Consider the following 26,329-nt stretch of genomic DNA (forward strand, 5'->3'; position numbering starts at 1 on the left):
TCCATGCCCGAATACCGCTCGAAAACATCCACCCATGGCCGCAATATGGCCGGCGCCCGCGCTTTGTGGCGCGCCACGGGGATGAAGGATGACGACTTCAAGAAGCCGATCATCGCCGTTGCCAACTCCTTTACCCAGTTCGTACCCGGCCACGTTCACCTCAAGGACCTGGGCCAACTGGTCGCCCGCGAAATCGAACGCGCCGGTGGCGTCGCCAAGGAATTCAACACCATCGCGGTGGACGACGGCATCGCCATGGGCCATGACGGCATGCTCTATTCGCTGCCGAGCCGCGAGATCATCGCCGACTCCGTCGAATACATGGTCAACGCCCACTGCGCCGACGCCATCGTGTGCATCTCCAACTGCGACAAGATCACCCCCGGCATGCTCATGGCCGCCCTGCGCCTGAATATCCCGGTGATCTTCGTTTCCGGCGGCCCGATGGAAGCCGGCAAGACCAAGTTGGCCAGCCATGGCCTGGACCTGGTAGACGCCATGGTGATCGCCGCCGACTCCAGCGCCTCCGACGAGAAAGTCGCCGAGTACGAGCGCAGCGCTTGCCCGACTTGCGGTTCGTGCTCCGGCATGTTCACCGCCAACTCCATGAACTGCCTGACCGAAGCCCTGGGCCTGGCCCTGCCGGGCAACGGTTCGACCCTCGCCACCCACAGCGATCGCGAACAGCTGTTCCTGGAGGCCGGCCGTACCATCGTCGAGCTATGCAAGCGTTACTACGGTGAGAACGACGAGTCGGTACTGCCGCGCAACATCGCCAGCTTCAAAGCATTCGAAAACGCCATGACCCTGGACATCGCCATGGGCGGCTCCACCAACACCATCCTGCATTTGCTGGCGGCAGCCCAGGAAGCCGAGGTCGATTTCGACCTGCGTGACATCGATCGCCTGTCCCGCAACGTGCCGCAACTGTGCAAGGTCGCGCCGAACATCCAGAAGTACCACATGGAAGACGTGCACCGAGCCGGCGGCATCATCAGCATCCTCGGCTCCTTGGCCCGTGGCGGCCTGTTGCACACCGACCTGCCGACGGTGCACAGCAAGACCATGGCCGATGCCATCGCCAAATGGGACATCACCCAGACCAACGACGAAGCCGTTCACCACTTCTTCAAGGCCGGCCCGGCGGGCATTCCGACGCAAACGGCATTCAGCCAGTCGACTCGCTGGGAAACCCTGGACGACGACCGTGAAAACGGCTGCATCCGCAGCGTCGAGCACGCGTACTCCAAAGAAGGTGGCCTGGCCGTGCTGTACGGCAACATCGCTCTGGATGGCTGCGTGGTGAAAACCGCTGGCGTCGACGAGTCGATCCACGTGTTCGAAGGCAACGCCAAGATCTTCGAAAGCCAGGACAGCGCCGTACGCGGCATCCTCGCCGATGAAGTCAAGGCCGGCGATATCGTGATCATTCGCTACGAAGGTCCGAAAGGCGGCCCGGGCATGCAGGAAATGCTCTACCCAACGTCCTACCTGAAATCCAAGGGGCTGGGCAAAGCCTGCGCCCTGCTGACCGACGGCCGTTTCTCCGGCGGCACCTCGGGCCTGTCCATCGGCCACGCTTCGCCGGAAGCCGCCGCAGGTGGCGCCATCGGCCTGGTGCGCGACGGTGACAAGATCCTGATCGACATTCCGAACCGCTCGATCAACCTGTTGATCAGCGACGAGGAACTGGCCGAACGCCGTGCGGAACAGGACAAGAAAGGCTGGAAGCCCGCGGAAGTACGCCCGCGCAAGGTGACCACTGCGCTCAAGGCCTATGCCCTGCTCGCCACCAGCGCCGACAAGGGTGCGGTACGCAACAAGGCGATGCTGGACGGGCTGTAAACGTTCATAGCGAAACAAAAGTGCCCCGCCAAGTGCGGGGCATTTTGTTATCAGATATGCCGGGACGATTCACTGTGGGAGCGGATCTGGAGCTGGGATTACTGAATATCCTCCGGCTTCACGATCACCCAGTTCTTGTCCGCCGTGACCGGTAATCCTTCCTTGGCCTGGGCAGCAGCGTGCTTGGCCATCATGCCGTTGATCTGGGCCATGTACTTGTCCTTGCGGTTGACCCACAAATGGATCCCACCCTTGGCCACATCAACATCGTGGAACAGCATGTAGCCGTCGCTGCTGGGCGTATCACCGGCCACCAGTACCGGTTTCTTCCATTCGTCGATGTAGGTCAGGATTGCCGCGTGCTTGCCGGCCATCCAGGTCGCCGGGGTCCACAGATAAGGGGTGTATTCCAGACCGAGGTTGGCTTTCTCGTCATACTTGCCGGCGGTGATCTGCTTACGGGCGGTGGTCAGCTCGCCGGTCTTGCGGTCCTTGAGCAGCGTGGTCACGCCGATGACGTTCTGCGGCTTGAGGTTGTAGCCATATTTGGGATCGGAAGCAACCATGCGCACCAGCTCTTCCGACGCCGCGGTCATGACATAGACCTCGATGCCATTTTCCATCAGCTTGTTGTAGAGCTCGACCTGGCCGGTGAAGACTTTGGGTGGGTTGACGTTGTAATTGACCACCTTGTCGCCATCGTAATACGTGGTCGGCACCGGTTTGCCGGAGGCCATCAGCTCGTCAACGTAGCCCTTGAGTTCCTTGAGGGTGAAGCCGGAAAACACCTGGGCGACCCACGGATAGCAGACCATGTCGTCCACTTCGCACAAGCGGTAGTAGTAGCTGAACAGACTTTCCTTGTGGTCGGCCGTGTCCTTGAACGGCATCAACTTCAGGGACGGGTCCAGGGTTTCACGGCTGATGAGGCCCTTGTTTTCCATGAACGGCAGCAATGACTCTTCAAGGTCATAGCGGTAGCTGGTGTTGTCCATGTCGAACACCGCGTAATGACCCTTATTGGCGTTGGCTGCGATCATCGCCTCCAGCGCCTTGGCCTGCTCCGCCGGCCAATGCTTGAGTTCAGTGGCAAGCACTTGGCTGGCAAGGCCAAGACCCACGGCGACAGCGAGAAAACGAGGTACGAGCTTCATCGGCATTTCTCCCAGGGTTCAGAGAACACGACGCTAACAAATGCCTGTGACAAACCCCGCCTGCCCGCGACCGCTTGCGTCTTGATTACGCCAGCGACATAGCTATGAACGCCAAGCTCTTATTCCATAAACGACATTAAACATGCTTTTTTAGTCTTAATTCTTTAGTAATCAGCCTGTTAGGCTCCCCGGTTCGCGGTCGCAGCTTCAAGCGACCGGCACAGTCTTATCGGAGTTCTACTTGATGAATCTGCCGCTGATCCTCAATCTGCTGGTGTTCCTCGCCTTGCTGTTCGGTCTGGCGCAAACGCGCCATGGCACTTGGAGTCTGGCAAAAAAAGTGCTGCTGGCACTGATCCTGGGCGTGGTCTTCGGCATCGCCCTGCACACGATTTACGGCGCCGGCAACCCGGTGCTCAAGGCGTCCATCGGCTGGTTCGACCTGGTGGGCAATGGTTATGTGCAATTGCTGCAGATGATCGTGATCCCGCTGGTCTTCGCCTCGATCCTCAGCGCCGTGGCCCGCCTGCATAACGCCTCGTCCCTGGGCAAGATCAGTTTCCTGACCATCGGCACGCTGCTGTTCACCACGGCCATCGCCGCCCTGATCGGCATCGGCTTGACCAACCTGTTCGGTCTCACCGCCGAAGGCCTGGTGGCTGGGACCCAGGAGCTGGCGCGCCTGCAAGTCATCCAGAGCGACTATGCCGGCAAGGTCGCCGACCTGAACATCCCGCAGTTGCTGCTCTCGTTCGTCCCGCAGAACCCGTTTGCCGACCTGGCCCGGGCCAAGCCGACCTCGATCATCAGCGTGGTGATTTTTGCAGCCTTCCTGGGCGTCGCCGCGTTGCAGTTGCTCAAGGATGACGCGCAGAAAGGTCAGAAAGTGATCAACGCCATCGACACCCTGCAAAGCTGGGTGACACGCCTGGTCCGGCTGGTGATGAAGCTGACCCCCTACGGCGTGCTGGCATTGATGACCAAGGTGGTGGCCGGCTCCAACCTGCAGGACATCATCAAGCTCGGCAGCTTTGTCGTGGTGTCGTACCTGGGGCTGGGCCTGATGTTCTTGGTCCACGGCCTGCTGGTCTCCGCCGCCGGGATCAACCCGCTGCGTTTCTTCCGCAAGATCTGGCCGGTGCTGACCTTTGCCTTCACCAGCCGCTCCAGCGCCGCGACCATCCCGCTGAGCATCGAGGCCCAGACCAGCCGCCTCGGTATCCCGCGCGCCATCGCCAGCTTCTCCGCTTCGTTCGGCGCCACCATCGGCCAGAACGGTTGCGCCGGTCTCTATCCGGCCATGCTGGCGGTGATGGTTGCGCCGACGGTGGGTATCAACCCACTGGATCCGCTGTGGATCGCGACGCTGGTGGCAATAGTGACCTTGAGTTCGGCCGGGGTGGCGGGTGTCGGTGGCGGCGCGACGTTCGCGGCGCTGATCGTGCTGCCGGCCATGGGCTTGCCGGTCTCGCTGGTGGCGTTGCTGATTTCCGTCGAACCGTTGATCGACATGGGCCGCACGGCGTTGAACGTCAGCGGCTCGATCACCGCCGGCGCCATTACCAGCCAGGTGATGCAGCAGACTGACAAGGCTGTGCTGGATGCCGAGGAGCATGCTGAGTTGGTGCATGCCTGATAGCTAATCACTGTGGGAGCAAAGCTTGCTCGCGAAGAACGATGGCGCGGTTCGACTGAAGCACCGCATCGACCTGAATCGCGAGCAAGCTTTGCTCCCACATGGTTTAAAGCTTTTCCCACACCTCAAAGCTGTAGGCCGGCTTATCCCCTTCCGCCGGATTCGGCTGGTTCGAGACCAGTTTCCACTGGCTCTGATCGAACTCCGGGAACCACGCATCCCCATCCGGACTCAGCGCCACACGGGTCAGGTACAGCCGATCGGCCTGTTCCAGCGCCTGGGTGTAGAGTTGGGCACCGCCAATCAGCATCAACTCATCAACGTCCTGCTCCAACGCCCAGGACTCGGCCCGCGCCACGGCAGCTTCCAGGGTGGAGAAGACTTCCGCGCCCTCCAGCTGCAGGCCAGGCTGGCGGCTGACCACGATGTTCAGGCGCCCAGGCAGCGGTCGGCCCAGGGAGTCCCAGGTCTTGCGCCCCATGATGATGGGCTTGCCCAAGGTGGTGGCCTTGAAGTATTTGAAATCCCCGGGCAGGTGCCAGGGCATGCTGTTGTCGATGCCGATCACGCGGTTTTCACCGAGGGCTGCGATCAGGCTGAGAGGGAGAGATTTTTTCATGACGGCGAGGATACCAGAGCCCCGACGTACCCCGACAGGCGCCGCAGCGGTTATCCTCAACGTTCATTTGCGACGGAAGCGCCCGTGACTGGAACCCTGACTGAATTGCAAAGCCTCTGGCTGACCGAGACGATACGCCTGCGTGAAGAGCATGCCGGCCCGCTGCAAGACCAGGAAGCCAACCGCCTGGCCCGTGCGGCGGGCGGCGATTTATCCAGCCGCATCCGCCACCGAGCCCTACGCTTGGCCGAGCGCGACGGTCTGACCCAAGCCCTGTGCCATTGGTTGCAAGGGGCGCGCCTGGCCGTGCTGGTATTGACGGTGCTTGCCATTGCCAGCGGTGCCGGCCTGGGATTCGCCGCGCTGGGTGACGGACAGACACCCGTCAATGTGTTCTGGGCCTTGGGCACTCTGCTGGGACTGAACCTGATCCTGCTCATCGGCTGGGCTCTGGGCCTGCTATTCGTCGGTGAGCAAGGCGCGACGCTGGGGCGCCTGTGGCTGTGGCTCAGTGAGAAACTGGCCCGGGATGCCAAGGCCGCGCAACTGGCGCCGGCGTTGCTGGTGTTGCTGCAACGGCACAAGCTCAATCGCTGGGCCCTCGGCGCGCTGGTCAACGGCTTGTGGTCGCTGGCGATGCTCAGCGCGCTGGTCATCGTCTTGATGCTGATGGCGACCCGGCGCTATGGCTTTGTCTGGGAAACTACCATTCTCGGCGGCGAAACCTTCGTCGCCCTGACTCGATCCCTCGGCGCCTTGCCGGCTCTGTTGGGGTTCAGTGTGCCGACCATAGACATGATCCGCGCCAGCGGCGACGGTGCCCTCAATCTGGAGACCGCACGCCAGGCCTGGGCCGCTTGGCTGGTCGGCGTGCTGCTGGTCTACGGGGTGTTGCCGCGCCTGTGCCTGGCGTTGCTCTGCCTGTGGCGTTGGCGACGTGGCCGGGCGCGGCTGTGTCTGGACTTGAACCTGCCGGGCTACGCTCAATTGCGCGAGCACCTGATGCCCAGCAGCGAACGACTGGGCATCAACGACGCCGCACCCGCGCAGTTGCATCGGATCGAGCCGGCAGCCGGTGCGGCGCAAAGCGACGGCGCGCTGTTGGTGGCCATCGAGCTGGACGATCGACCCTGGCCTCCGAAACTACCGGACACAGTGAAGAACGCCGGTATCCTCGACAGCCGCGAGTCCCGCAACAAGCTCCTGGAACAATTGTCGCGCTTTCCACCCGCGCGACTGGCGATTGCCTGCGACCCTCGGCGCTCGCCGGACCGCGGCAGCCTGGCGTTGATCGCCGAGCTGGCCCGCAGCGCCAGCACCACCCGCGTCTGGCTGTTGCAGGCACCGGCCGGCGAAGCGTTGGACGCCGAGCGTCTGGGGGATTGGCACACGGCGCTGCGACAGTTGCAACTGCCCTTCGCCGATTGCGCGCCCTTGAACTGGTTGGAGAGCGGCCATGACTGATCCGATTAAACCGCTCAAGTTGGCCGTGGTCGGTCATACCAATGTTGGCAAGACCTCCCTGTTGCGCACACTGACCCGTGACGTCGGCTTTGGCGAAGTCTCCCACCGGCCGAGCACCACCCGCCACGTCGAAGGTGCGCGCCTGTCGGTGGACGGCGAAGCGCTGTTGGAGCTGTACGACACGCCGGGCCTGGAGGACGCCATCGCCCTGCTCGATTACCTGGAGCGCCTGGAGCGTCCCGGCGAACGCCTCGACGGCCCGGCGCGCCTGGCTCGCTTCCTCGAGGGCAGCGAAGCCCGGCAGCGTTTCGAGCAAGAGGCCAAGGTATTGCGGCAACTGCTTGCCAGCGATGCCGGACTGTATGTCATCGATGCCCGGGAACCGGTGCTGGCCAAGTATCGCGACGAATTGGAGGTACTCGCCAGTTGTGGCAAGCCGCTACTGCCGGTGCTGAATTTTGTCAGCAGCGCCAACCATCGCGAACAGGCCTGGCGCGAAGCCTTGGCGCGGCTGGGGCTGCATGCGCTGGTGCGCTTTGACAGCGTGGTCCCGCCGGAGGATGGCGAGCGCCGCCTGTATGAGAGCCTCGCGCTGTTGCTCGAAGGCGCTCGTGGGCAACTGGAGCGGCTGGTCGCCGATCAACAGGCCCAACGCCAGGCCCGCCAGCAGAGCGCGGCGCGGCTGATCGCTGAATTACTGATTGACTGCGCCGCCTGCCGCCGCAGTGTCGCCAGCGATCCCGAACTGGAACGCCAGGCCATCAGCGAGTTGCGTAGCGCAGTCCGTCAGCGCGAACAGCGTTGCGTCGAAGCCTTGCTCAAGCTGTTCGCTTTCCGCGCCCAGGACGCGGCGGCGAGCGATCTGCCGCTGCTGGATGGTCGCTGGGGTGACGACCTGTTCAATCCCGAAACCCTCAAACAACTGGGGGTGCGCGTCGGCGGCGGGATCGCGGCGGGCGCCGCGGCCGGTGCCGGCGTAGATTTGCTGGTGGGTGGCCTGACCCTGGGTGCCGCCGCGCTGGCAGGCGCCATCGCCGGCGGCGCCGTGCAAACCGCCCGCGGCTACGGCAACCGGCTGCTGGGCAAGCTCAAGGGGCAACGAGAATTGACCGTGGACGACAGCGTGCTGCGCCTGTTGGCCCTGCGCCAGCGACAACTGCTGCAAGCCCTCAATCAGCGCGGCCATGCGGCGATGGAGAGCATCCGCATCGCCACGCCCCAGGACAAAAGCTGGCGCGAAGGCAAGCTTCCCGAAGCCCTCACCAAGGCTCGAGCTTATCCGCAGTGGTCATCGCTCAACCCACAGCCACGCTTGAGCCAGGCTGAGCGGCAGGAGCAGATTGAGCAATTGGCCGGGCAGCTTTGATATCAGTCCAGGAGAAACGGCCAAGGAAGCCGGTTCGATCGGAGTTATTCGTTGATCAAGGCTTGCAGCGCCGCCGCGGCTTCCGGCAATTGCAACTCGCTGAACACCTGCACGCCATGGCGCTTGAGCAACGCAGCGGTCACGCCTTCGCCACGGACTTTCACACCGCTGAACGTCCCGTCATAGGTCAGCAGGTTACCGCACGACGGGCTGTTGGCCTTGAGCACGGCGATCCGGATGCCGTGTTCACGGACCTGATCCAGCGCCTGACGGGCACCGGATAAAAACTGAGCGCTGACGTCTTCGCCATCGGCGGTGACCACCGCAACCTCGCCGTCGAGCACACGTACGCCCTGCCCACCGGCAATCTCCGCCGGTGCCCGAGGCGTGGGCAAGCCACCTGCGACTTCCGGGCACAGCGGCACGACCCGGCCTTCGTCCAGCCATTGCTGCAGCACATCGAACGGCCCGCTGGCACCACCGTCATAGCGCACACGATGGCCGAGCAGGCAGTGACTGACCAGGATCCTTTCCATGCTCAGAACAACTCGTTGCCACGGCGCCGGAACCAGCCGGTCAAGGACAAGCGGTTGCGGGTGGCGGGCAGCACTTCATGGGGGATATCGCCCGACAGGAACACCACCAGGCAACCACCCCTGGGCAGTACGTCATGTTCGGCGCCGTCCAGGTACATGCGCAGTTGACCGCCCTGGTCCGGCAGCCAATCGTCGTTGAGGTACAACACCGCCGACACCATGCGCCGATCGTCGTCGCGAAAGCGATCGACATGCTTGAGGTAGAACGCGCCCGGTGGGTACAGGGCGAAATGGCTTTCGAAATCTTCCAGGCCCAGGAACAGCCCCCGGTTCATCGCCTCGCGCAGGCTGTCCATCAGGCCCAGGTAACGGTCGCAGGCCTGCGCCTGACCGGGTTCGATCCACTGGATACGATCGCCCCGAATGCCCTCACGGATTTCCGAGAACGGTCCGCGTCCGACAGCGGCCGGGGCCAGTTCGCCCTCGGCGGCGCGTTGGCGACATTCGGCCGCCAGGGCACGGGTCAAATCGTCCGGCAGAAAAAGGTCCTGCTGCGACCAGCCGCGCTCGGCGAGGTCGTCCACGATACGTAACAGCAGCGGGTGATCAGAAGGTATTTGCATGGCGCGCATAGTATGCCTGTGCCGGTAAAACCAACAGCGCCACGCAGCGGGTTTGGCGCTGCGGGTGGCACTGTCGTACGAACTTGATACGAATTCTCGACAAGACCCCACACCCCACGGAGAATAGTCGGCTGCTGACAGGAGTCCCTATGCGCCGTTTGCTTTTCTCACTGTTGATGTTCTGCGTCTTGCCTGCCTGGGCAGACAGCTACGACCAGTTGTACAAGGTCGCCGGCTGGCCGGAACAGCGCGCGCATTTCAACGATGCCTTGAGCGCCGCGCAACAGCGTTATCAGAACAGCCTGCCGCCGGCGGTCTTCCAGGCGCTGGTGAACAACAGCAATCAACGTTTTGCCCCACAGGCCATGGATCAGAGGGCCGAGGCACAACTGCGCAAACATCTCGGCAACCCGGGGCCGGCCCTGGATTTCTTCCAGTCGCCACTGGGTCGCAAGGTGGTGGCCGCCGAGTTGCTGGCCACACGTCGCGATCAACTGGCCAAGAATGCCAGAGGCCTGCCCAAGATGCAGGCCAGCGACAACCGCCTGCTGATCATCGGCCACCTGGCGCAGGCACTGCCCGCCCGTGAGGCCGGCGCCGAAGTCAGCCTGGCGATTGCCGGCGTGGCGGCCGACAGCCTGAGTTCGATGATCCCCGGCCTGTTGGGCGCTGGCCAGACCCAGAGCATGCTGAACGGCCAGCGTCAGCGGCTGATGGAACAGATCGGCGCCGACCTGAACAATACCCTGCTCTACGTCTACCGCGACCTGACGGATACGGAACTGGAAGAGTTCGCCACTTTCGCCGAATCGGCCGAGGGCCAGGCTTATTATCAAGCGGCGCTGGCGGCGATTCGGGCGGGTTTGGCGGTGGGACAGAATCTGGGGCAGTAGGTCGATCTTTGGCGCCTGCTCGCGATAGCCATGTTCAGGTCAATCCCGGAGCCGACTCATCCGCTTGCTCAAGAACCCAAACATTTCCTGACGCATCGCCAGCGCTTCGTTCGCCAGGTGATGCCGGCCCTCGGGTAGCATCAACACCTGGGGTCGATCGAATTTGCTACGCAGCACTTGCAGGTTGTGCTTCCAATCCACCGTCATGTCCGCCTGCCCCTGCACGATCAACGGCCGGCGCGGGCTACTGGGAGCGGCTTCGATACGCTTGATCCATTGCGCCAGCGCTCCCACCCACGCGGTGGGCAAACGCAGCGGTTGCAACGGGTCGGCCTGCAGGAACGGCAGGAAACCGGGGTCGGTGGAGTTCTCGCTGAAGCGCCGGGCAATACCGTTCACGAAAGGCTTGAGCAGGTAGTAACTCAGGCGCGACCAACCCCATGCCCGTGGCCGCACCAGGGGTGACAGCAAAATGACCTGCCCCTGGGCCGGGCTCTGGGCGCCGTGGTTGAGCACATGATCGACCACAATCGCCCCGCCTGTACTTTGCCCACACAGGTGCCAGGGGTGCGGCAGCCCTAGCGTCACGGCCTCGGCCAACAGCCCCTGCAACGTAGCCTGGTATTCGGCGAAATCGCCGATACTGGCGCGTTCGCCGCTCGACAGCCCGTGCCCCGGCAAGTCGCATGCGATGACCGCGAATTTCTGTTCCAGGGCCCACTCGATCAAGTGCCGGTACAGTCCCATATGATCGTAGTAGCCATGAAATACAAATACCGTCGCCACGGCTTTTTCCGGCCACCAGACTTGCCCGACCAACTCATACCCGTCGACTTCAAAGCGCCCCAGCCCCTTGCGCACGCTGCGCTGGGGAAAATCCAATCCATAAAAATGCTGGTAGGCCTGCGCCTGCTCGGACAGCGGCTGCCACTGGGCCAGGGATGGCAGGCTGGTACGCAGGTGATCGGGGTCGAAAGTGGCAGGCATCAATATTTCCAGGCAGCGCGCATCGCGCAAAACGGACTTTGTCAGCCTGCGATATTCATCTGTCGCGCCAGCCATGGCAAGCTACCCGCCCCCAGAGGATCGACTCCATGCGCCCGTCCCACCGCACGACCCTATTTGCCAGCCTGCTCGTCCTCGGGTGCGCCGCCGTTTTATGGGTGGCCTATGACTGGTTCCAGGGTCGTTTCCTGCGCGCGTTCAGCCAACATACAGCGGTCTTCTCCGGCGATCCCTTGCGCCTGCCCGCGGAATTGGCCGGCCCGGGCGCGATCCGCCTGGTGCATTTCTGGGATCTGGCATGTCCGTGCAACGTCGGCAACCAGCAGCATCTTTCCGAACTGGTCGATAAATACGTACCGCAAGGTGTCGAGTTCTATGCGGTGCAAAAGACCGGCAGCCAAGGTCAGTTGCCCACCACCCTGAACCGCCTCAAGCCCCTCGCTGCGCTCCCCGGTTCAGACCGGATTCCCGCCAGCCCGGCCGTGGCAATCTGGGATCGCAGCGGCCAACTGGCGTACTTCGGCCCCTACAGTGAAGGGCTGACCTGCAACTCGAACAACAGCTTTATCGAGCCCATTCTCGAGGCGTTGAGCGTCGGCCGAGCGGTCAGCGCTACCCATACGCTGGCAGTGGGTTGTTATTGCCCGTGGGGAGAGGACACTTCCGCCAAACCCTAGACAATCCCTTGCGACGAACGATGCACCGACAGGCAGCGGCATGTTAAACAGGAAGAAAACAGCGCGTCATCGGCAAAGGAAGCTTCATGAAACGCAGCCTCATCGCACTTCTCTCGCTCGTCGTCACCGCCATCATCGTCGCGGGCGGCTACCTCTACAGCAAGCAACCGACCCGCCAGGGCACCGTGCAACTGGCAGGGTTGCACGGCACGGTCACGGTGCGCTACGACGAGCGGGGCGTGCCGCATATCCGTGCCGGGAACGAAACCGATATGTACCGCGCCCTTGGCTACGTCCATGCCCAGGACCGGCTGTTCCAGATGGAGATCATGCGCCGGCTCGCCCGTGGCGAACTGGCCGAGGTGCTGGGGCCGAAACTGCTCGATACCGACAAGCTGATGCGCAGCCTGCGCATTCGCGAGCGCGCCGCGACTTACGTGGCCGAACAGGATCGGCAAGCCCCGGCGTGGCTGGCAATGCAGGCTTACCTGGATGGTATCAACCTCTACCAGGACAGCCACACCCGGCCGTTGGAATTCGATGTATTGGGTATTCCCAAGCGTCCCTTCACGGCTGAAGACACCGTGAGCATCACCGGCTACATGGCCTACAGTTTTGCCGCGGCCTTTCGTACCGAACCGCTGTTGACCTACGTGCGCGATCAACTGGGCCCCGAATACCTGAACATCTTCGACCTTGAATGGCAGCCCCAAGGGGGGCTGACCGAGGCACGCAAGAGCGACCTGCCGTTGACCGCAAAAGACTGGAAAGACCTCAACGCCCTGGCGCACCTGAGCGAGCAGGCCTTCGCCGATAATGGCCTGCCGCAGTTCGAAGGCAGCAATGCCTGGGCGGTATCCGGTAGCCGCACTCATGGCGGCAAGCCGTTGCTGGCGGGCGACCCGCATATCCGCTTTTCGGCGCCCTCGGTGTGGTACGAGGCGCACCTGTCGGCGCCAGGTTTCGAGCTCTATGGGCATTACCAAGCGCTGATGCCCTTTGCAACGCTGGGCATGAACAAGGATTTCGGCTGGAGCGTCACCATGTTCCAGAACGACGATCTGGACCTGATCGCCGAGAAGGTCAACCCGGACAATCCCGAGCAGGTCTGGTATCACGGCCAATGGGTGGACATGACCCGCAGCGAACAGCAGATCGCGGTCAAAGGCCAGGCACCGGTGACGCTAGTGCTGCGCCAGTCGCCCCATGGCCCGATCGTCAACGACGCCCTTGGTGCGCATGCCGGCAAGACCCCGGTCGCCATGTGGTGGGGTTTGCTGGAAAGCCGCAATCCGATCCTCGAGGCGTTTTACCAGCTCAATCGCGCCGATACCCTCGCCAAGGCCCGTGGCGCCTCAGCCAAGATCCACGCGCCCGGGCTGAACGTCGTGTGGGCCAATGCCAAGGGCGACATCGGCTGGTGGGCCGCGGCGCAACTGCCCAAGCGACCGGCTGGCGTAAAGCCTGGCTTCATTCTCGATGGCAGCAGCCCCGAGGCGGACAAAGAGGGTTTCTACCCGTTCAGCAGCAACCCGCAGGAAGAGAACCCGGACCGGGGCTACATTGTCTCGGCGAATTTCCAACCAGTGACAGTCAGCGGCATGGAAATCCCCGGGTATTACAACCTCGCCGACCGCGGTCAGCAACTCAACCAGCAGCTGGGCGACAAGCAGGCAAAGTGGGACATCGAGACCACGCGCAAACTGCAATTGGGCACCACCACCGCCTACGGACCTCGGCTGCTCGCGCCGCTGCTGCCGGTATTGCGAGAGGTGGCCAGCGACCCGCGGGAACGCAAATTCGTCGAACAACTGGCTCAATGGCAGGGTGATTATCCGGTGGACTCCGTCAGCGCCACACTGTTCAACCAGTTCCTGTTCAACCTGGCCGACGCCGCCCTGCACGATGAACTGGGGGACGGGTTCTTCGACACCGCGCTGTCGACCCGGGTGATCGATGCCGCCCTTCCACGCCTGGCGGCTTCCCAGGATTCACCCTGGTGGGACGACCGCTCGACACTGGGCACGGAGACCCGCACCGACATCGTTAAAATCGCCTGGACCAGAAGCCTGGCGCACCTGAAGGCGACCCTCGGTGACGATCCCATGCAATGGCAGTGGGGCAAGGCCCACACCCTGACCCACGGCCATCCACTGGGCATGCAAAAACCGCTGGACCGGATTTTCAATGTCGGCCCCTTTGCCGCGCCGGGCACCCATGAGGTGCCCAACAACCTCTCGGCGAAAATCGGCCCCGCCCCGTGGCCGGTGACCTATGGCCCGTCAACCCGGCGCATTATCGACTTCGCCGACCCCAGCCACAGCGTCACCATCAACCCTGTCGGCCAGAGTGGTGTGCCGTTCGATAAGCATTACGAGGATCAGGCCGAGGCGTACATCGAAGGCGTGTATCACCAGGCGCACCTGGCCGAGGAAGAAGTGACGGCAAACACCCGCGAAACCTTGAAGCTACTGCCGGCCAGGACGCCATGAGTCGGGTGCCGTGCATTTCGTCATGAAAACGGCTTGATCGCCATGGATGGTCAAGACTACAAGGGCTCGATGCCCTGCCCCCAACTACAGGAGTCAACGCGATGTTCAACAACTGGTCCGAACTGCTGCCCACGATCAAAAGCGCCTTCGGCGCGCTGGGCAAAAGCAACCCGAAAATGGTCAAGGCCTACATGGCCCTGGATGAAGCTGCCGCCGAAAACGACGTGCTCGACGCCAAGACCCGCGAATTGATTTCCATCGCCGTGGCGATCACGACCCGCTGTGATGGCTGCATCGGTGTACACACCGACGCGGCCATCAAGGCCGGTGCTACCCGCGAGGAAATCGCCGCCACCCTGGCCACTGCGGTTTCGCTGAACGCTGGCGCGGCGTACATCTATTCGTTGCGGGCCCTCGAGGCTCATGACGCGTTGAAGAAATGAAACGGGCGATTCCCTTGCTATCGCGAGCAGGCTCGCTCCCGCAGGGGAGCTGCCTGGTCTCTAGGCCGATACGGTCTCCGGCCGGCGCACCTGCGGTTGTTTCCAGGAGTCGGCAGCGCTTTCCTCGATGGCTTGCTGAATGGCCCGCCGACGGTTTTCCTCAGCCCGACGGCTGAAGTACCAGACCAGGAACGTCACCAGCGACACGGCCAGCAGGATCAGGCTCGCCACGGCGTTGATCTCCGGCTTGACGCCCAGGCGCACCGCCGAGAACACCTCCATCGGCAACGTGGTGGAACCGGGGCCGGAGACGAAGCTTGCCAGTACCAGGTCATCCAGGGATAACGCGAAGGACATCATGCCCCCCGCCGCCAGCGACGGTGCGATCATCGGGATGGTGATCAGGATGAACACCTTCCATGGCCGCGCACCGAGATCCATGGCGGCCTCTTCAATGGACAGGTCCAACTCACGCAGGCGCGAGGAGACCACCACGGCCACGTAGGCGGCGCAAAACGTCGTGTGAGCGATCCAGATCGTGACGATGCCGCGCTCCTGGGGCCAGCCGATCATCTGCGCCATGGCGACGAACAGCAGCAATAGCGACAGACCGGTGATCACTTCCGGCATCACCAGCGGCGCGGTGACCAGGCCACCGAACAGCGTCCGCCCCTTGAAGCGGGTGATGCGGGTCAGCACGAAAGCCGCCAACGTGCCCAGAGCCACAGCCGCCACCGCCGTATAGCAGGCGATTTCCAGCGAACGCACCACCGACCCCATCAGTTGGGTGTTGTCCAGCAGGCCGACGTACCACTTGATCGACCAGCCGCCCCACACCGTCACTAGCTTCGAGGCGTTGAACGAGAAGATCACCAGGATCACCATCGGCGCGTAGATGAACAACAATCCCAACACCAGCATCAGGCTGGAAAAACGAAAGCGTTTCATTCCTTGCCCTCCATTTCCTTGGCCTGACTGCGGTTGAACAGGATGATGGGCACGATCAGGATCGCCAGCATCACCACCGCCAGGGCGGATGCCACCGGCCAGTCACGGTTGTTGAAGAATTCCTGCCACAGCACTTTGCCGATCATCAGGGTTTCCGGGCCGCCCAGCAGTTCCGGGATGACGAATTCGCCCACCACCGGGATGAACACCAGCATGCAGCCGGCGATGATGCCGTTCTTGGACAGCGGCACGGTGATTTTCCAGAAGCTGTTGAAGGTGCTGGAGCCCAGGTCGGACGCCGCCTCCAGCAAGCTGGGGTCGTGTTTGACCAGGTTGGCGTATAACGGCAGGATCATGAATGGCAGGTACGAATAGACCACGCCGATGTACACCGCCAGGTTGGTGTTGAGGATCTGCAAGGGCTCGCTGATCCACCCCATGCTCATCAGGAAGCCGTTGAGCAAACCGTTGTTGCTGAGGATGCCCATCCACGCATAGACGCGGATCAGGATCGCGGTCCAGGTCGGCATCATGATCAGCAGCACCAGCACCGTCTGCGTTTCCTTGCGGGCGTTGGCGATGCCGTAGGCCATCGGATAACCGATCAACAGGCACAGGGCGGTGCTGATCAGGGCCATTTTCAGCGACCCCAGGTAGGCGGCGATGTACAGCTCATCCTCGCTGAGCATCGCGTAGTTCGCGATGTTGAGCAGTATCTGCAGCTTCTGGTCGACGTAGCTATAGATCTCGGTGTACGGCGGAATCGCGACGTCGGCTTCAGCGAAGCTGATCTTCAGGACGATGAAGAACGGCAGCATGAAGAACAGGAACAGCCAGATGAAGGGCACCCCGATGACCAGTTGACGGCCACCGGGCGTTATTCGGGCGAGTCGACGCTTGAGTTTGCGCATGTTCATGAGCGAAGCACCACGCCGCTGTCGTCTTCCCACCAGACGAACACCTGGTCGCCCCAGGTCGGCCGCTGGCCGCGGCGTTCGGCGTTGGCGACGAAGGATTGCACCAGCTTGCCGCTCGGCAACTCGACGTAGAACACCGAATGACCGCCCAGGTAGGCGATGTCATGGACCTTGCCACTGGACCAGTTGTGCTCGCAGGTCGGTTGCTCGGCGGTCACCAGCAGTTTTTCCGGGCGGATGGCGTAGGTCACAGACTTGTCCTGCACCGACGTACTGATGCCGTGGCCCACGTAGATATTGCGATCCAGGTCCTTGCAGGTCAGCACCGCATGGCCCTCGGCGTCGTCCACCACTTCGGTCTCGAAGATGTTGACGTTGCCGATGAACTCGCAGACCAGCCGGCTGGTCGGGGTTTCGTAGATGTCGATCGGGCTACCGATCTGAGCGATCCAGCCCAGGTGCATGATCGCGATGCGTTCGGCCATGGTCATGGCCTCTTCCTGGTCGTGGGTCACCATGACGCAGGTCACGCCCACCCGCTCGATGATCTCGACCAGTTCGAGCTGCATCTGCGAGCGCAGCTTTTTGTCCAGGGCGCCCATCGGTTCATCGAGCAGCAGCAACTTGGGGCGCTTGGCCAGGGAACGGGCCAGGGCCACGCGCTGACGCTGGCCGCCGGAGAGCTGGTGAGGCTTGCGCTTGGCGTACTGGCTCATCTGCACCAGCTTGAGCATCTCGGCCACGCGGGCATCGATCTCGGGCTTGGGAATCTTGTCCTGCTGCAGGCCGAACGCGATGTTCTGCGCCACGGTCATGTGGGGGAACAAGGCATAGGACTGGAACATCATGTTGATCGGCCGCTCGTAGGGCGGCATGTCGGTGATGTCCACACCGTCGAGGAAAATGCGCCCTTCCGTGGGTCGCTCGAACCCGGCCAGCATGCGCAGCAAGGTGGATTTGCCCGATCCCGAACCGCCGAGCAGGGCGAAGATCTCACCCTTCTTGATTTCCAGGGACACATCGTCCACGGCAATCGTCTCGTCGAACTTTTTCGTGACCCGGTCGATCTTGACCAACACCTGCTTGGGTGCGTGGTCGCCCTCGAGGGCTTTCTTATAGGCGCCGGAGGCAACTGCCATTTACGAAACTCCCACAGAATTTACAGTTCGCCCCTCGCGGGCGAACCTTGAGTTAGAGCGTTTTTGCTATTTACCCGACTTGACCTTGGTCCAGCTTCGGGTCATGAGTCGTTGGATCTTGGGCGGCAACTCGGAGTTGACGTAGAGCTTGTCGACGATCGCCTGGGGCGGGTAGACCGCTTCGTCAGTGCGCACCTCCTGATTCATCAGTTCGCCAGCCTTGGGGTTCGGGTTGGCATATCCGACGTAATCGCTGACCTTGGCGATCACCTCAGGCTCGAGCAGGTAGTTGATGAACGCATGGGCCTGCTTGACGTTGGTGGCGTCACGTGGGATCGCCAGCATGTCGAACCAGAGGTTGCCGCCTTCTTTTGGGATCACATAGGCGATTTCGACGCCCTTGCCGGCCTCGCTGGCACGTTCGCGGGCCTGGAAAATATCCCCGGAGAAACCGGCGGCCACGCAGATCTCGCCATTGGCCAGATCGGAGATGTACTTGGAGGAATTGAAGTAGGTCACGTAGGGCCGGATCTTGAGGAGCTGGGCCTCGGCCTTCTTGTAGTCTTCAGGATTTTCGCTGTTGGGGTCCAGGCCCAGGTAATTCAACATGGCCGGGATCATCTCGTCACCGGAATCGAGGAACGAGACGCCGCAACTGGACAGTTTCTTGATGTTTTCCGGCTCGAACAGCATGGCCCACGAGTCGATCTTGTCGACGCCCAGCACCGCCTTGATCTTCTCGACGTTATAGCCGATGCCGTTGGTCCCCCACAGATAAGGCACGGCGTACTGGTTGCCCGGATCGTTCTTGTCCAGGCGCTTGAGCAGCGAAGGGTCGAGGTTCGCATAGTTGGGCAATTGCGCCTTGTCGAGCTTCTGGAACGCCCCGGCCTTGATCTGCTTGCCCAGGAAATGGTTGGACGGCACGACCACGTCATAGCCGGTACGACCCGCCAGCAATTTGCCTTCCAGGGTTTCATTGGAATCGAATACGTCATACACCGGCTTGATCCCGGTGGCTTTTTCGAAATCCGCCAGCGTGGACTCGCCGATGTAGTCCGACCAGTTATAAATATGCACGGTGGAGGCAGCCTGGACGCTGACCGCGAGCGTCAGGCCTGCACTGACCAGCAAGGCGTTGCGTAACAAAGAAAAGACTGGCACGTGGAGGTCCTCTATATAGTTGGGCCCAAGTTGCCCCCTGTTACCGGCCACGAGGGGCCCTGCAACAAAACCGGCGCGCAACTTACCCTCGATAAACCGATCCAGCAAAACTTTTAATTATTTAATTGCTCCTGTTGCCAACCGCCGCGATGGCGGCGACAACAGGAAGGTGCCTCAGGCCGGCTTATTTACCGGATTTGATCTTGGTCCAGCTGCGGGTCAGGATCCGCTGGGTAGCGGGCGGCAAGTCGCTGATTGCATACAGATGGGCTTTCACTTCATCCGATGGATAGATGTTCGGATCTCCGGAGATTTCCTTGTCCACCAGCGGGGTAGCAGCCTTGTTGCCGTTCGGGAAACGCACGTTGTCAGTGATTTCCGCCATGATTTCCGGCTTCATCAGGAAGTTCATGTACTTGTAGGCAGCCTCGACGTTTTCGGCATCCTTTGGAATGGCGACCATGTCGTAGAACGAACCAGCGCCTTCTTTCGGAATGCTGTAGGCCACCTTGACCTTGCCACCGGCTTCGGCGGCACGGGACTTGGACTGTTCGATATCACCCGAATAACCCACGGCGACACAGATGTTGCCGTTGGCCAGGTCGGAGATGTACTTGGAGGAGTGGAAATAGCTGATCGATGGACGGATCTTGAGGAACAGCGCCTCGGCATCGGCCAGTTGCTTCTTGTCCTGGCTGTCGGTCGGATAGCCCAGGTAATGCAACGCCACCGGGATCATTTCGGTCGGCGAGTCGAGGAAGCTCACGCCGCAGCTCTTGAGCTTGGCGATGTTTTCCGGCTTGAGCAGAACATCCCAGGAATCGATCTTGTCGACACCCAGTGCTGCCTTGACCTTCTCGGGGTTATAGCCGATACCGATGGTGCCCCACATGTAAGGGAAGGCATGCTGGTTACCTTTGTCGCTGGCATCGCCTACTGCCTTGAGCAGGTCGGTGTCGAGGTTCTTCCAGTTTGGCAGCTTGGACTTGTCCAGCGGCTGATAGACCCCCGCCTTGATCTGCTTGGCCAGGAAGTTGTTCGACGGCACCACGATGTCATAACCGGACTTGCCGGCCAGCAACTTGGCTTCCAGGGTTTCGTTGCTGTCGAATACGTCGTACACCACCTTGATCCCCGTCTCTTTTTCAAACTTGGCGACGGTGTCCGGGGCGATGTAGTCGGACCAGTTATAGACATGCAGCACTTTGTCGTCCGCCTGGACGGCACCTGCCATCACGCCCATCAGGGACATGGCGAGGAGGGTCTTGCCAGCTATCTTCATACCTAATGCCTTCATGGATGATGCTCCAGTTATTCTTCTTAGCCACAGTTCAGTAGCCGGCTCGCGGGCAACTTGAACAGGCGGTAGTCTGGCAAGTTACAGGGCAGGCTTTCAACACATATACCCAGCCTTTTCGCACCGGGCGAAGCCCTTCAAGGCGCCTCGCTCAGAGCCTAGCACTCAGCCTTGCAACGCACCCAGAGTCAGGTCCAGGCAGCGCCGTGCCTTGGTCACCAACTCGTCGATCTCGGACTCGCTGATTACCAGCGGCGGCGCAATGATCATGGTGTCGCCCACCGCCCGCATGATCAGCCCGTTATCGAAGCAGAACTGCCGGCAAATCATGCCCACGCCCTTGCCTTCATAACGTTGGCGCGTGGCCTTGTCCCGGACCAGTTCGATCGCCCCCAGCAAACCGACCCCGCGCACTTCACCCACCAACGGGTGATCGTTCAGTTCCCGCAGGCGCTTCTGCAAATAAGGTGCCGTTTGGCCGTGGACCCGCTCGATGATTTTCTCTTCGCGCAGAATGCGGATGTTCTCCAGGGCCACCGCAGCCGCCACCGGGTGACCGGAATAGGTGAACCCGTGGTTGAAGTCGCCACCCTCGTTGAGCACCGCGACCACATCGTCGCGCACGATCAGGCCGCCCATGGGGATATAGCCGGAAGTCAGCCCCTTGGCGATGGTCATCATGTGGGGTTTCAGACCGTAATAGTCGGTACCGAACCACTCGCCGGTACGGCCGAAACCACAGATCACTTCGTCGGCCACGAACAGGATGTCGTACTTGGCGAGGATCTCCTTTACTCGCGGCCAGTAGCTGTCCGGCGGCACGATCACGCCACCCGCACCCTGGATCGGCTCGGCAATGAACGCACCGACGTTGTCCACGCCGATTTCGAGAATCTTCTCTTCCAGTTGGTTGGCGGCCCACAGGCCGAACTCCTCGGGGCTCATGTCGCCGCCTTCACCGAACCAGTACGGCTGGGCGATATGGACGATGCCCGGGATCGGCAGGTCGCCCTGCTCGTGCATATAAGTCATGCCACCCAGGCTCGCGCCGGCCACGGTCGAACCGTGATAGCCGTTCTTGCGGCTGATGATGACCTTCTTGTTCGGCTGGCCCTTGATCGCCCAGTAGTGGCGGACCATCCGCAGCATGGTGTCGTTGCCTTCGGAACCGGACCCGGTGAAGAACACATGACTCATGCCTGGCGGAGCGACCTCGGCGATGGCCTTGGACAATTCCAGCGCCGGCGGGTGGGCCGTCTGGAAGAACAGGTTGTAGTAAGGCAGCTCGCGCATCTGCTGGCTGGCGGCATCGGCCAGTTCATCGCGGCCGTAACCGACCGCCACGCACCAGAGCCCGGCCATGCCGTCGAGGATCTTGTTGCCTTCGCTATCCCAGAGGTAGACACCCTTGGCGCGGGTGATGATGCGCGGACCTTTTTCCTTGAGCTGCTTGAAATCGCTGAACGGCGCCAGGTGATGATCGCTACTCAAGGCTTGCCATTCACGGGTCTGCGGATTGTTGCGGGTCATGCGGATTCTCCTTTATCGGTGGGGGCGAAGCGGCCTTGGCCGCCCCGCCCGGCGCATCAGACGGCAAAGAGCAGGAATTCCCGCTCCCACGAACTGATGACGCGCTTGAAGTTTTCATGCTCGGCCCGCTTGACCGCGACGTAGCCCGTGATGAACTTCTTGCCCAGGTATTTCTCGATGGTCTTGCTGTTTTCCATGCGCTCAAGAGCGTCCTCGATGGTCAGCGGCAAGCGCAGGTTGCGCCGCTCATAACCACGGCCCACTACCGGGGCGCTCGGGTTGAGGCCTTCTACCATGCCGATGAAGCCACACAGCAGGCTGGCGGCGATGGCCAGGTACGGGTTGGCATCGGCACCCGGCAGACGGTTTTCCACCCTGCGGTTCTGCGGCCCGGCATCCGGTACCCGCAGACCAACCGTACGGTTCTCCTCACCCCACTCCACGTTCACCGGCGCCGAGGTATCCGGCAAAAAGCGGCGGAACGAATTGACGTTGGGCGCGAACAGCGGCAACAGCTCGGGGATGAGCTTCTGCAACCCGCCGATGTGATGCAGGAACAACTCGCTCATGGTCCCGTCTTCATTGGAGAAAACGTTCTTGCCGGTTTCCTTGTCGATGATGCTCTGATGCAGGTGCATCGCGCTGCCCGGCTCGCCGGTCATGGGCTTGGCCATGAACGTGGCAGCCACATTGTGCTTGAGCGCGGCCTCACGCATGGTGCGCTTGAAGACCAGGATCTGATCGGCCAGGGACAGGGCGTCGCCATGACGGAAATTGATTTCCATCTGCGCCGTGCCGTCCTCGTGGATCAAGGTATCGAGGTCCAGCTCCTGCAACTCGCACCAGTCGTAGACGTCTTCGAACAGAGGATCGAATTCGTTGGCCGCTTCAATGGAGAAAGACTGGCGACCGGTTTCCGGGCGGCCGGAGCGGCCGACAGGCGGTTGCAGCGGGAAGTCCGGGTCGTCGCTGCGCTTGGTCAGGTAGAACTCCATCTCCGGCGCGACGATCGGCTGCCACCCCTTGTCGGCGTAGAGCTTGAGTACCTTCTTGAGTACGTTGCGCGGCGACAACTCGATGGGGTTGCCCTGCTTGTCATAAGTGTCGTGGATCACCTGGGCGGTGGGTTCGATGGCCCAGGGCACCAGGAACACCGCGTTTTCGTCCGGACGGCACACCATATCGATGTCCGCCGGGTCCAGCAGTTCGTAATAGATGTCGTCTTCGACATAGTCGCCCGTAACGGTCTGGAGCAGAACGCTCTCGGGCAGGCGCATGCCTTTTTCGGCAATGAATTTGTTGGTCGGCGAGATCTTGCCCCGTGTGATACCGGTCAGATCGCCAATCATGCATTCGACTTCTGTGATCTTATGGTCTTTCAACCAATCGGTGAGCTGGTCGAGGTTGTTACTCATAAATGCCTCTAGGCGTGATTTTCCTGGCTGCCAAGGGTAGTCAGGGGTTGTTTGACGCATCGGCGTCGCGTTGTGTTGCCTCTGCCCGACAAATGCCCGGGAAAAGGTTCTACATTGAAAGGAGAGCCGCTAAAGAGAGTTTCGTCCAGAGCGTCCAGAATATTGGACGATGATGACGGCCGGTACACCAGGGGCGAAATCGACATGGAGAAGTGCCCGATGACCTTCATCATGGCCTGGCGGCGCTTATCGCCACGGATGCGACGAGCATGCCAACCAATTTGCCGGGACAGCGGGTGACGCCGTTGGGACGGCAGGCGAGACATGAAACACCCCGGTATTATTGCTGTTATGGGTTTGAATCGAGCTTAGCCTTGTTCATTTTTTTACACAACACCCCCGTAAAAAATACAACACGGCCCGCTCAAGCCTGCGGGCGCCACGACCTTTAAAGGGATAAAAACGCCCCAAATTGCCTCAAAAAAGCCCCCCAGGTGCTTTTTTAGGGCAAAAAAGGCCCTGCTTGACTTCGGCATGCCGTTCGGGTTGACTGGGTTTCAAAGAGATCAATGATTGATATTTTTAACAACAAAGGTGTTGCATCATGTCGGTACCCCCGCGTGCCGTTCAGCTTAACGAAGCGAACGCGTTCCTTAAGGAACATCCTGAGGTTCTGTACGTTGACCTTCTGATTGCGGATATGAATGGTGTGGTGCGTGGCAAGCGCATCGAACGCACCAGCCTCCACAAGGTTTACGAGAAAGGCATCAACCTGCCGGCCTCCCTGTTTGCCCTGGATATCAATGGTTCGACGGTGGAAAGCACCGGCCTGGGCCTGGACATCGGCGATGCCGACCGCATCTGCTACCCGATCCCCGGCACTCTTTCCAACGAACCCTGGCAAAAGCGCCCGACCGCGCAACTGCTGATGACCATGCACGAGCTCGAAGGCGAGCCTTTCTTCGCTGACCCTCGCGAAGTCCTGCGCCAGGTCGTGACCAAGTTCGACGAGCTGGGCCTGACCATCTGCGCGGCCTTCGAACTTGAGTTCTACCTGATCGACCAGGAGAACGTGAACGGCCGTCCACAACCGCCCCGTTCACCGATTTCCGGCAAACGCCCCCATTCCACACAGGTCTACCTGATCGACGACCTCGACGAGTATGTCGATTGCCTCCAGGATATCCTGGAAGGCGCCAAGGAGCAGGGCATCCCCGCCGACGCCATCGTCAAGGAAAGTGCCCCGGCGCAGTTCGAAGTGAACCTGCACCATGTGGCCGACCCGATGAGAGCCTGCGACTACGCCGTTCTGCTCAAGCGTCTGATCAAGAACATCGCCTATGACCATGAAATGGACACCACCTTCATGGCCAAGCCGTATCCGGGCCAGGCGGGCAACGGCCTGCATGTCCACATTTCGATTCTGGACAAAGATGGCAACAATATCTTTGCCAGTGAGGATCCCGAGCAGAACGCCGCGCTTCGTCACGCAATCGGCGGTGTGCTCGAGACCCTGCCCGCGCAGATGGCGTTCCTCTGCCCCAACGTCAACTCCTACCGTCGTTTCGGCGCACAGTTCTACGTGCCGAACTCCCCGACCTGGGGCCTGGACAACCGCACCGTGGCCTTACGCGTACCGACCGGCTCGGCCGATGCCGTGCGCCTGGAACACCGCGTCGCCGGCGCCGATGCCAACCCGTACCTGCTGATGGCCTCCGTACTGGCGGGCGTGCACCATGGCCTGGTCAACAAGATCGAGCCGGGCGCACCGGTGGAAGGCAACAGCTACGAGCAGAACGAACAGAGCCTGCCGAACAACCTGCGCGACGCCCTCCGGGAACTGGACGACAGCGAGGTCATGGCCAAGTACATCGACCCGAAATACATCGATATCTTCGTGGCCTGCAAAGAGAGTGAGCTGGAGGAATTCGAACACTCCATCTCCGACCTCGAGTACAACTGGTATCTGCATACCGTTTAAGCGGTTGCGGTAGAGAAAACGCCGCAGGCCTTCACGGCCTGCGGCGTTTTTTTATGGCCGCCTTCGGCGGATCGCGAGCAGGCTCGCTCCCACAGGATATTGAGTGCCTCCAATTGTGGCCTCCCCCGCAGATCCCATGTGGGAGCGAGCCTGCTCGCGATGGCGGCCGAGCAGACAACCTATCTCCCGGCTCGTACAATGCCCGGCAGCCCCCGCAGGAGACCTCCATGACGCGCATCGCCAGCCCTCGCAAACCTCGCGCACGCAGCCAGGCTCGGATCGACTCGATTCTCGATGCTGCCCGCACGCTGCTGGCGAGCGAAGGTGTGGGCAACCTGTCCATCTACAGCGTTGCCGAACGCGCCGGCATTCCGCCTTCTTCCGTGTATCACTTCTTCGCCAGCGTCCCGGCCCTGCTCGAAGCCCTGACCGCCGACGTCCACGCGGCCTTCCGTGCTTGCCTGCAAGCGCCGATCAATCATGGATCTCTGAGCGGTTGGCGCGACCTGTCGCGACTGGTGGAGCAGCGCATGCTGACGATCTACGACCAGGACGCCGCCGCCCGCCAGCTGATCCTGGCCCAACATGGCCTGACCGAAGTCACCCAGGCCGATCGTCAGCACGACCTGGAGCTGGGCGACTTGATGCACAAGCTCTTCGCCCACCATTTCGAACTGCCGACACTGCCCGATGACGTCGATGTATTCGCCCTCGCCATGGAACTGGGCGACCGCGTCTATGCCCGCTCGGTGCAACAACACGGCCAGATCACCCCGCGCATGGCCGAGGAAGGCATGCGGGTGTTCGATGCGTACCTGGGGTTGTATCTGCCGCCGTATCTGCCCAAGCGACAAGTCATCTGACGGTCTCAGCCACTCGCACCTCTCATCCGTCACTAAAAAAACCCCGAAGGGCTCACGCCATCCGGGGCTGTGGATGGAACATTGTTCACAACTTGGCGATAGATACCTCTGTCGATTTGACGAAAGCAATCACTTCACTGCCGATCGTCAACTCCAACTCTTTTACGGAGCGGGTGGTGATCACGGAAGTGACGATGCCGGAAGCGGTCTGGACGTCGATTTCCGACAGCACGTCGCCTTCGACGATTTCCTTGATGATGCCTTTGAACTGGTTACGCACGTTGATGGCTTTGATGGTCATGGTGTCGATTCCTTTTCTGGA

General features: G+C 61.4%; 23 protein-coding genes. 10 read left to right on the forward strand and 13 right to left on the reverse strand.

The annotated features are described in order from the left end of the window. Window positions 1–3 precede the first annotated feature (3 nt). Window positions 4–1,845, forward strand: a complete 1,842-nt coding sequence (gene ilvD / locus LCU97_RS13625; RefSeq protein ID WP_053148311.1) for a dihydroxy-acid dehydratase — start codon at window positions 4–6, stop codon at window positions 1,843–1,845. A gap of 98 nt (window positions 1,846–1,943) precedes the next feature. Here ilvD and LCU97_RS13630 read toward each other — a convergent pair whose 3' ends face one another. Further along, window positions 1,944–2,999: an HAD family hydrolase gene (locus tag LCU97_RS13630; protein ID WP_053148313.1), complete on the reverse strand. Its 1,056-nt coding sequence runs from the start codon at window positions 2,997–2,999 to the stop codon at window positions 1,944–1,946. A gap of 244 nt (window positions 3,000–3,243) precedes the next feature. Here LCU97_RS13630 and LCU97_RS13635 point away from each other — a divergent pair, with 244 nt between their 5' ends. Next, the gene (locus tag LCU97_RS13635; RefSeq protein WP_232776794.1) at window positions 3,244–4,635 is read left to right on the forward strand and encodes an L-cystine transporter; all 1,392 of its coding nucleotides are present in this window, start codon (window positions 3,244–3,246) and stop codon (window positions 4,633–4,635) included. Between the two features lie 106 nt (window positions 4,636–4,741). Here LCU97_RS13635 and LCU97_RS13640 read toward each other — a convergent pair whose 3' ends face one another. Beyond that, window positions 4,742–5,254, reverse strand: a complete 513-nt coding sequence (locus LCU97_RS13640) for a dihydrofolate reductase (protein WP_232776796.1) — start codon at window positions 5,252–5,254, stop codon at window positions 4,742–4,744. Window positions 5,255–5,350: 96 nt separating this feature from the next. Here LCU97_RS13640 and LCU97_RS13645 point away from each other — a divergent pair, with 96 nt between their 5' ends. After that, a complete protein-coding gene (locus LCU97_RS13645) occupies window positions 5,351–6,718 on the forward strand; it encodes a DUF2868 domain-containing protein (RefSeq protein ID WP_232776974.1) in 1,368 nt (455 codons plus the stop codon). Next, entirely contained in the window at window positions 6,711–8,084 is a 1,374-nt protein-coding gene (locus LCU97_RS13650; RefSeq protein ID WP_053148320.1) for a GTPase/DUF3482 domain-containing protein, read from the forward strand. Before LCU97_RS13645 ends, LCU97_RS13650 begins: the two co-directional genes overlap by 8 nt. Window positions 8,085–8,128: 44 nt before the next feature. On the opposite strand, the gene LCU97_RS13655 is transcribed toward LCU97_RS13650, so the two are convergent. Both LCU97_RS13655 and LCU97_RS13660 read right to left on the reverse strand, forming a co-directional pair. Next, window positions 8,129–8,620 carry a DUF523 domain-containing protein gene (locus LCU97_RS13655; protein WP_232776798.1) on the reverse strand — a complete coding sequence of 164 codons (492 nt, stop codon included), beginning with the start codon at window positions 8,618–8,620 and terminating at the stop codon, window positions 8,129–8,131. Between the two features lie 2 nt (window positions 8,621–8,622). Then, window positions 8,623–9,252 (reverse strand): 2OG-Fe(II) oxygenase, encoded by a 630-nt coding sequence (locus tag LCU97_RS13660; RefSeq protein ID WP_232776800.1) that lies wholly within the window; start codon window positions 9,250–9,252, stop codon window positions 8,623–8,625. Between the two features lie 140 nt (window positions 9,253–9,392). Here LCU97_RS13660 and LCU97_RS13665 point away from each other — a divergent pair, with 140 nt between their 5' ends. Then, window positions 9,393–10,136 (forward strand): DUF2059 domain-containing protein, encoded by a 744-nt coding sequence (locus LCU97_RS13665; RefSeq protein ID WP_053148326.1) that lies wholly within the window; start codon window positions 9,393–9,395, stop codon window positions 10,134–10,136. Window positions 10,137–10,175: 39 nt separating this feature from the next. On the opposite strand, the gene LCU97_RS13670 is transcribed toward LCU97_RS13665, so the two are convergent. After that, window positions 10,176–11,123 (reverse strand): phospholipase BipL, encoded by a 948-nt coding sequence (locus LCU97_RS13670; protein ID WP_232776803.1) that lies wholly within the window; start codon window positions 11,121–11,123, stop codon window positions 10,176–10,178. Between the two features lie 107 nt (window positions 11,124–11,230). On the opposite strand from LCU97_RS13670, the gene LCU97_RS13675 reads away from it, so the two are divergent. The 3 genes from LCU97_RS13675 to LCU97_RS13685 all read left to right on the forward strand — a co-directional run bounded on the left by LCU97_RS13675 (window position 11,231) and on the right by LCU97_RS13685 (window position 14,753). Next, window positions 11,231–11,818 (forward strand): DUF6436 domain-containing protein, encoded by a 588-nt coding sequence (locus LCU97_RS13675; RefSeq protein WP_232776804.1) that lies wholly within the window; start codon window positions 11,231–11,233, stop codon window positions 11,816–11,818. A gap of 86 nt (window positions 11,819–11,904) precedes the next feature. Next, window positions 11,905–14,310 carry a penicillin acylase family protein gene (locus tag LCU97_RS13680; protein ID WP_232776805.1) on the forward strand — a complete coding sequence of 802 codons (2,406 nt, stop codon included), beginning with the start codon at window positions 11,905–11,907 and terminating at the stop codon, window positions 14,308–14,310. A gap of 101 nt (window positions 14,311–14,411) precedes the next feature. Next, window positions 14,412–14,753 (forward strand): carboxymuconolactone decarboxylase family protein, encoded by a 342-nt coding sequence (locus tag LCU97_RS13685; RefSeq protein WP_003206631.1) that lies wholly within the window; start codon window positions 14,412–14,414, stop codon window positions 14,751–14,753. Between the two features lie 60 nt (window positions 14,754–14,813). Here LCU97_RS13685 and LCU97_RS13690 read toward each other — a convergent pair whose 3' ends face one another. The 7 genes from LCU97_RS13690 to LCU97_RS13720 form a co-directional block, all read right to left on the reverse strand. Further along, a complete protein-coding gene (locus LCU97_RS13690) occupies window positions 14,814–15,701 on the reverse strand; it encodes an ABC transporter permease subunit (protein ID WP_053148334.1) in 888 nt (295 codons plus the stop codon). Next, window positions 15,698–16,618 carry an ABC transporter permease subunit gene (locus LCU97_RS13695; RefSeq protein WP_053148336.1) on the reverse strand — a complete coding sequence of 307 codons (921 nt, stop codon included), beginning with the start codon at window positions 16,616–16,618 and terminating at the stop codon, window positions 15,698–15,700. The genes LCU97_RS13690 and LCU97_RS13695 overlap by 4 nt, the downstream gene beginning before the upstream one ends. Next, window positions 16,615–17,757 (reverse strand): ABC transporter ATP-binding protein, encoded by a 1,143-nt coding sequence (locus LCU97_RS13700; protein ID WP_053148338.1) that lies wholly within the window; start codon window positions 17,755–17,757, stop codon window positions 16,615–16,617. Before LCU97_RS13700 ends, LCU97_RS13695 begins: the two co-directional genes overlap by 4 nt. A gap of 66 nt (window positions 17,758–17,823) precedes the next feature. Continuing rightward, the gene (locus tag LCU97_RS13705; RefSeq protein ID WP_053148340.1) at window positions 17,824–18,921 is read right to left on the reverse strand and encodes a polyamine ABC transporter substrate-binding protein; all 1,098 of its coding nucleotides are present in this window, start codon (window positions 18,919–18,921) and stop codon (window positions 17,824–17,826) included. Window positions 18,922–19,105: 184 nt separating this feature from the next. Then, window positions 19,106–20,203: a polyamine ABC transporter substrate-binding protein gene (locus LCU97_RS13710; protein WP_053148343.1), complete on the reverse strand. Its 1,098-nt coding sequence runs from the start codon at window positions 20,201–20,203 to the stop codon at window positions 19,106–19,108. Between the two features lie 180 nt (window positions 20,204–20,383). Then, entirely contained in the window at window positions 20,384–21,748 is a 1,365-nt protein-coding gene (locus LCU97_RS13715) for an aspartate aminotransferase family protein (RefSeq protein WP_053148345.1), read from the reverse strand. A 56-nt stretch (window positions 21,749–21,804) separates the two neighbouring features. Continuing rightward, entirely contained in the window at window positions 21,805–23,163 is a 1,359-nt protein-coding gene (locus tag LCU97_RS13720) for a glutamine synthetase family protein (RefSeq protein ID WP_053148347.1), read from the reverse strand. A gap of 604 nt (window positions 23,164–23,767) precedes the next feature. Here LCU97_RS13720 and LCU97_RS13725 point away from each other — a divergent pair. Together LCU97_RS13725 and LCU97_RS13730 are read left to right on the forward strand one after the other, a co-directional pair. Next, window positions 23,768–25,144: a glutamine synthetase family protein gene (locus tag LCU97_RS13725; protein ID WP_053148350.1), complete on the forward strand. Its 1,377-nt coding sequence runs from the start codon at window positions 23,768–23,770 to the stop codon at window positions 25,142–25,144. Window positions 25,145–25,371: 227 nt separating this feature from the next. Further along, window positions 25,372–26,007, forward strand: a complete 636-nt coding sequence (locus tag LCU97_RS13730; protein ID WP_053148353.1) for a TetR/AcrR family transcriptional regulator — start codon at window positions 25,372–25,374, stop codon at window positions 26,005–26,007. An 85-nt stretch (window positions 26,008–26,092) separates the two neighbouring features. Here LCU97_RS13730 and LCU97_RS13735 read toward each other — a convergent pair whose 3' ends face one another. Beyond that, a complete protein-coding gene (locus LCU97_RS13735) occupies window positions 26,093–26,308 on the reverse strand; it encodes a TOBE domain-containing protein (protein ID WP_053148357.1) in 216 nt (71 codons plus the stop codon). Window positions 26,309–26,329: the final 21 nt, after the last annotated feature.

This window comes from Pseudomonas uvaldensis (assembly GCF_021271205.1).
GTDB lineage: Bacteria > Pseudomonadota > Gammaproteobacteria > Pseudomonadales > Pseudomonadaceae > Aquipseudomonas > Aquipseudomonas uvaldensis.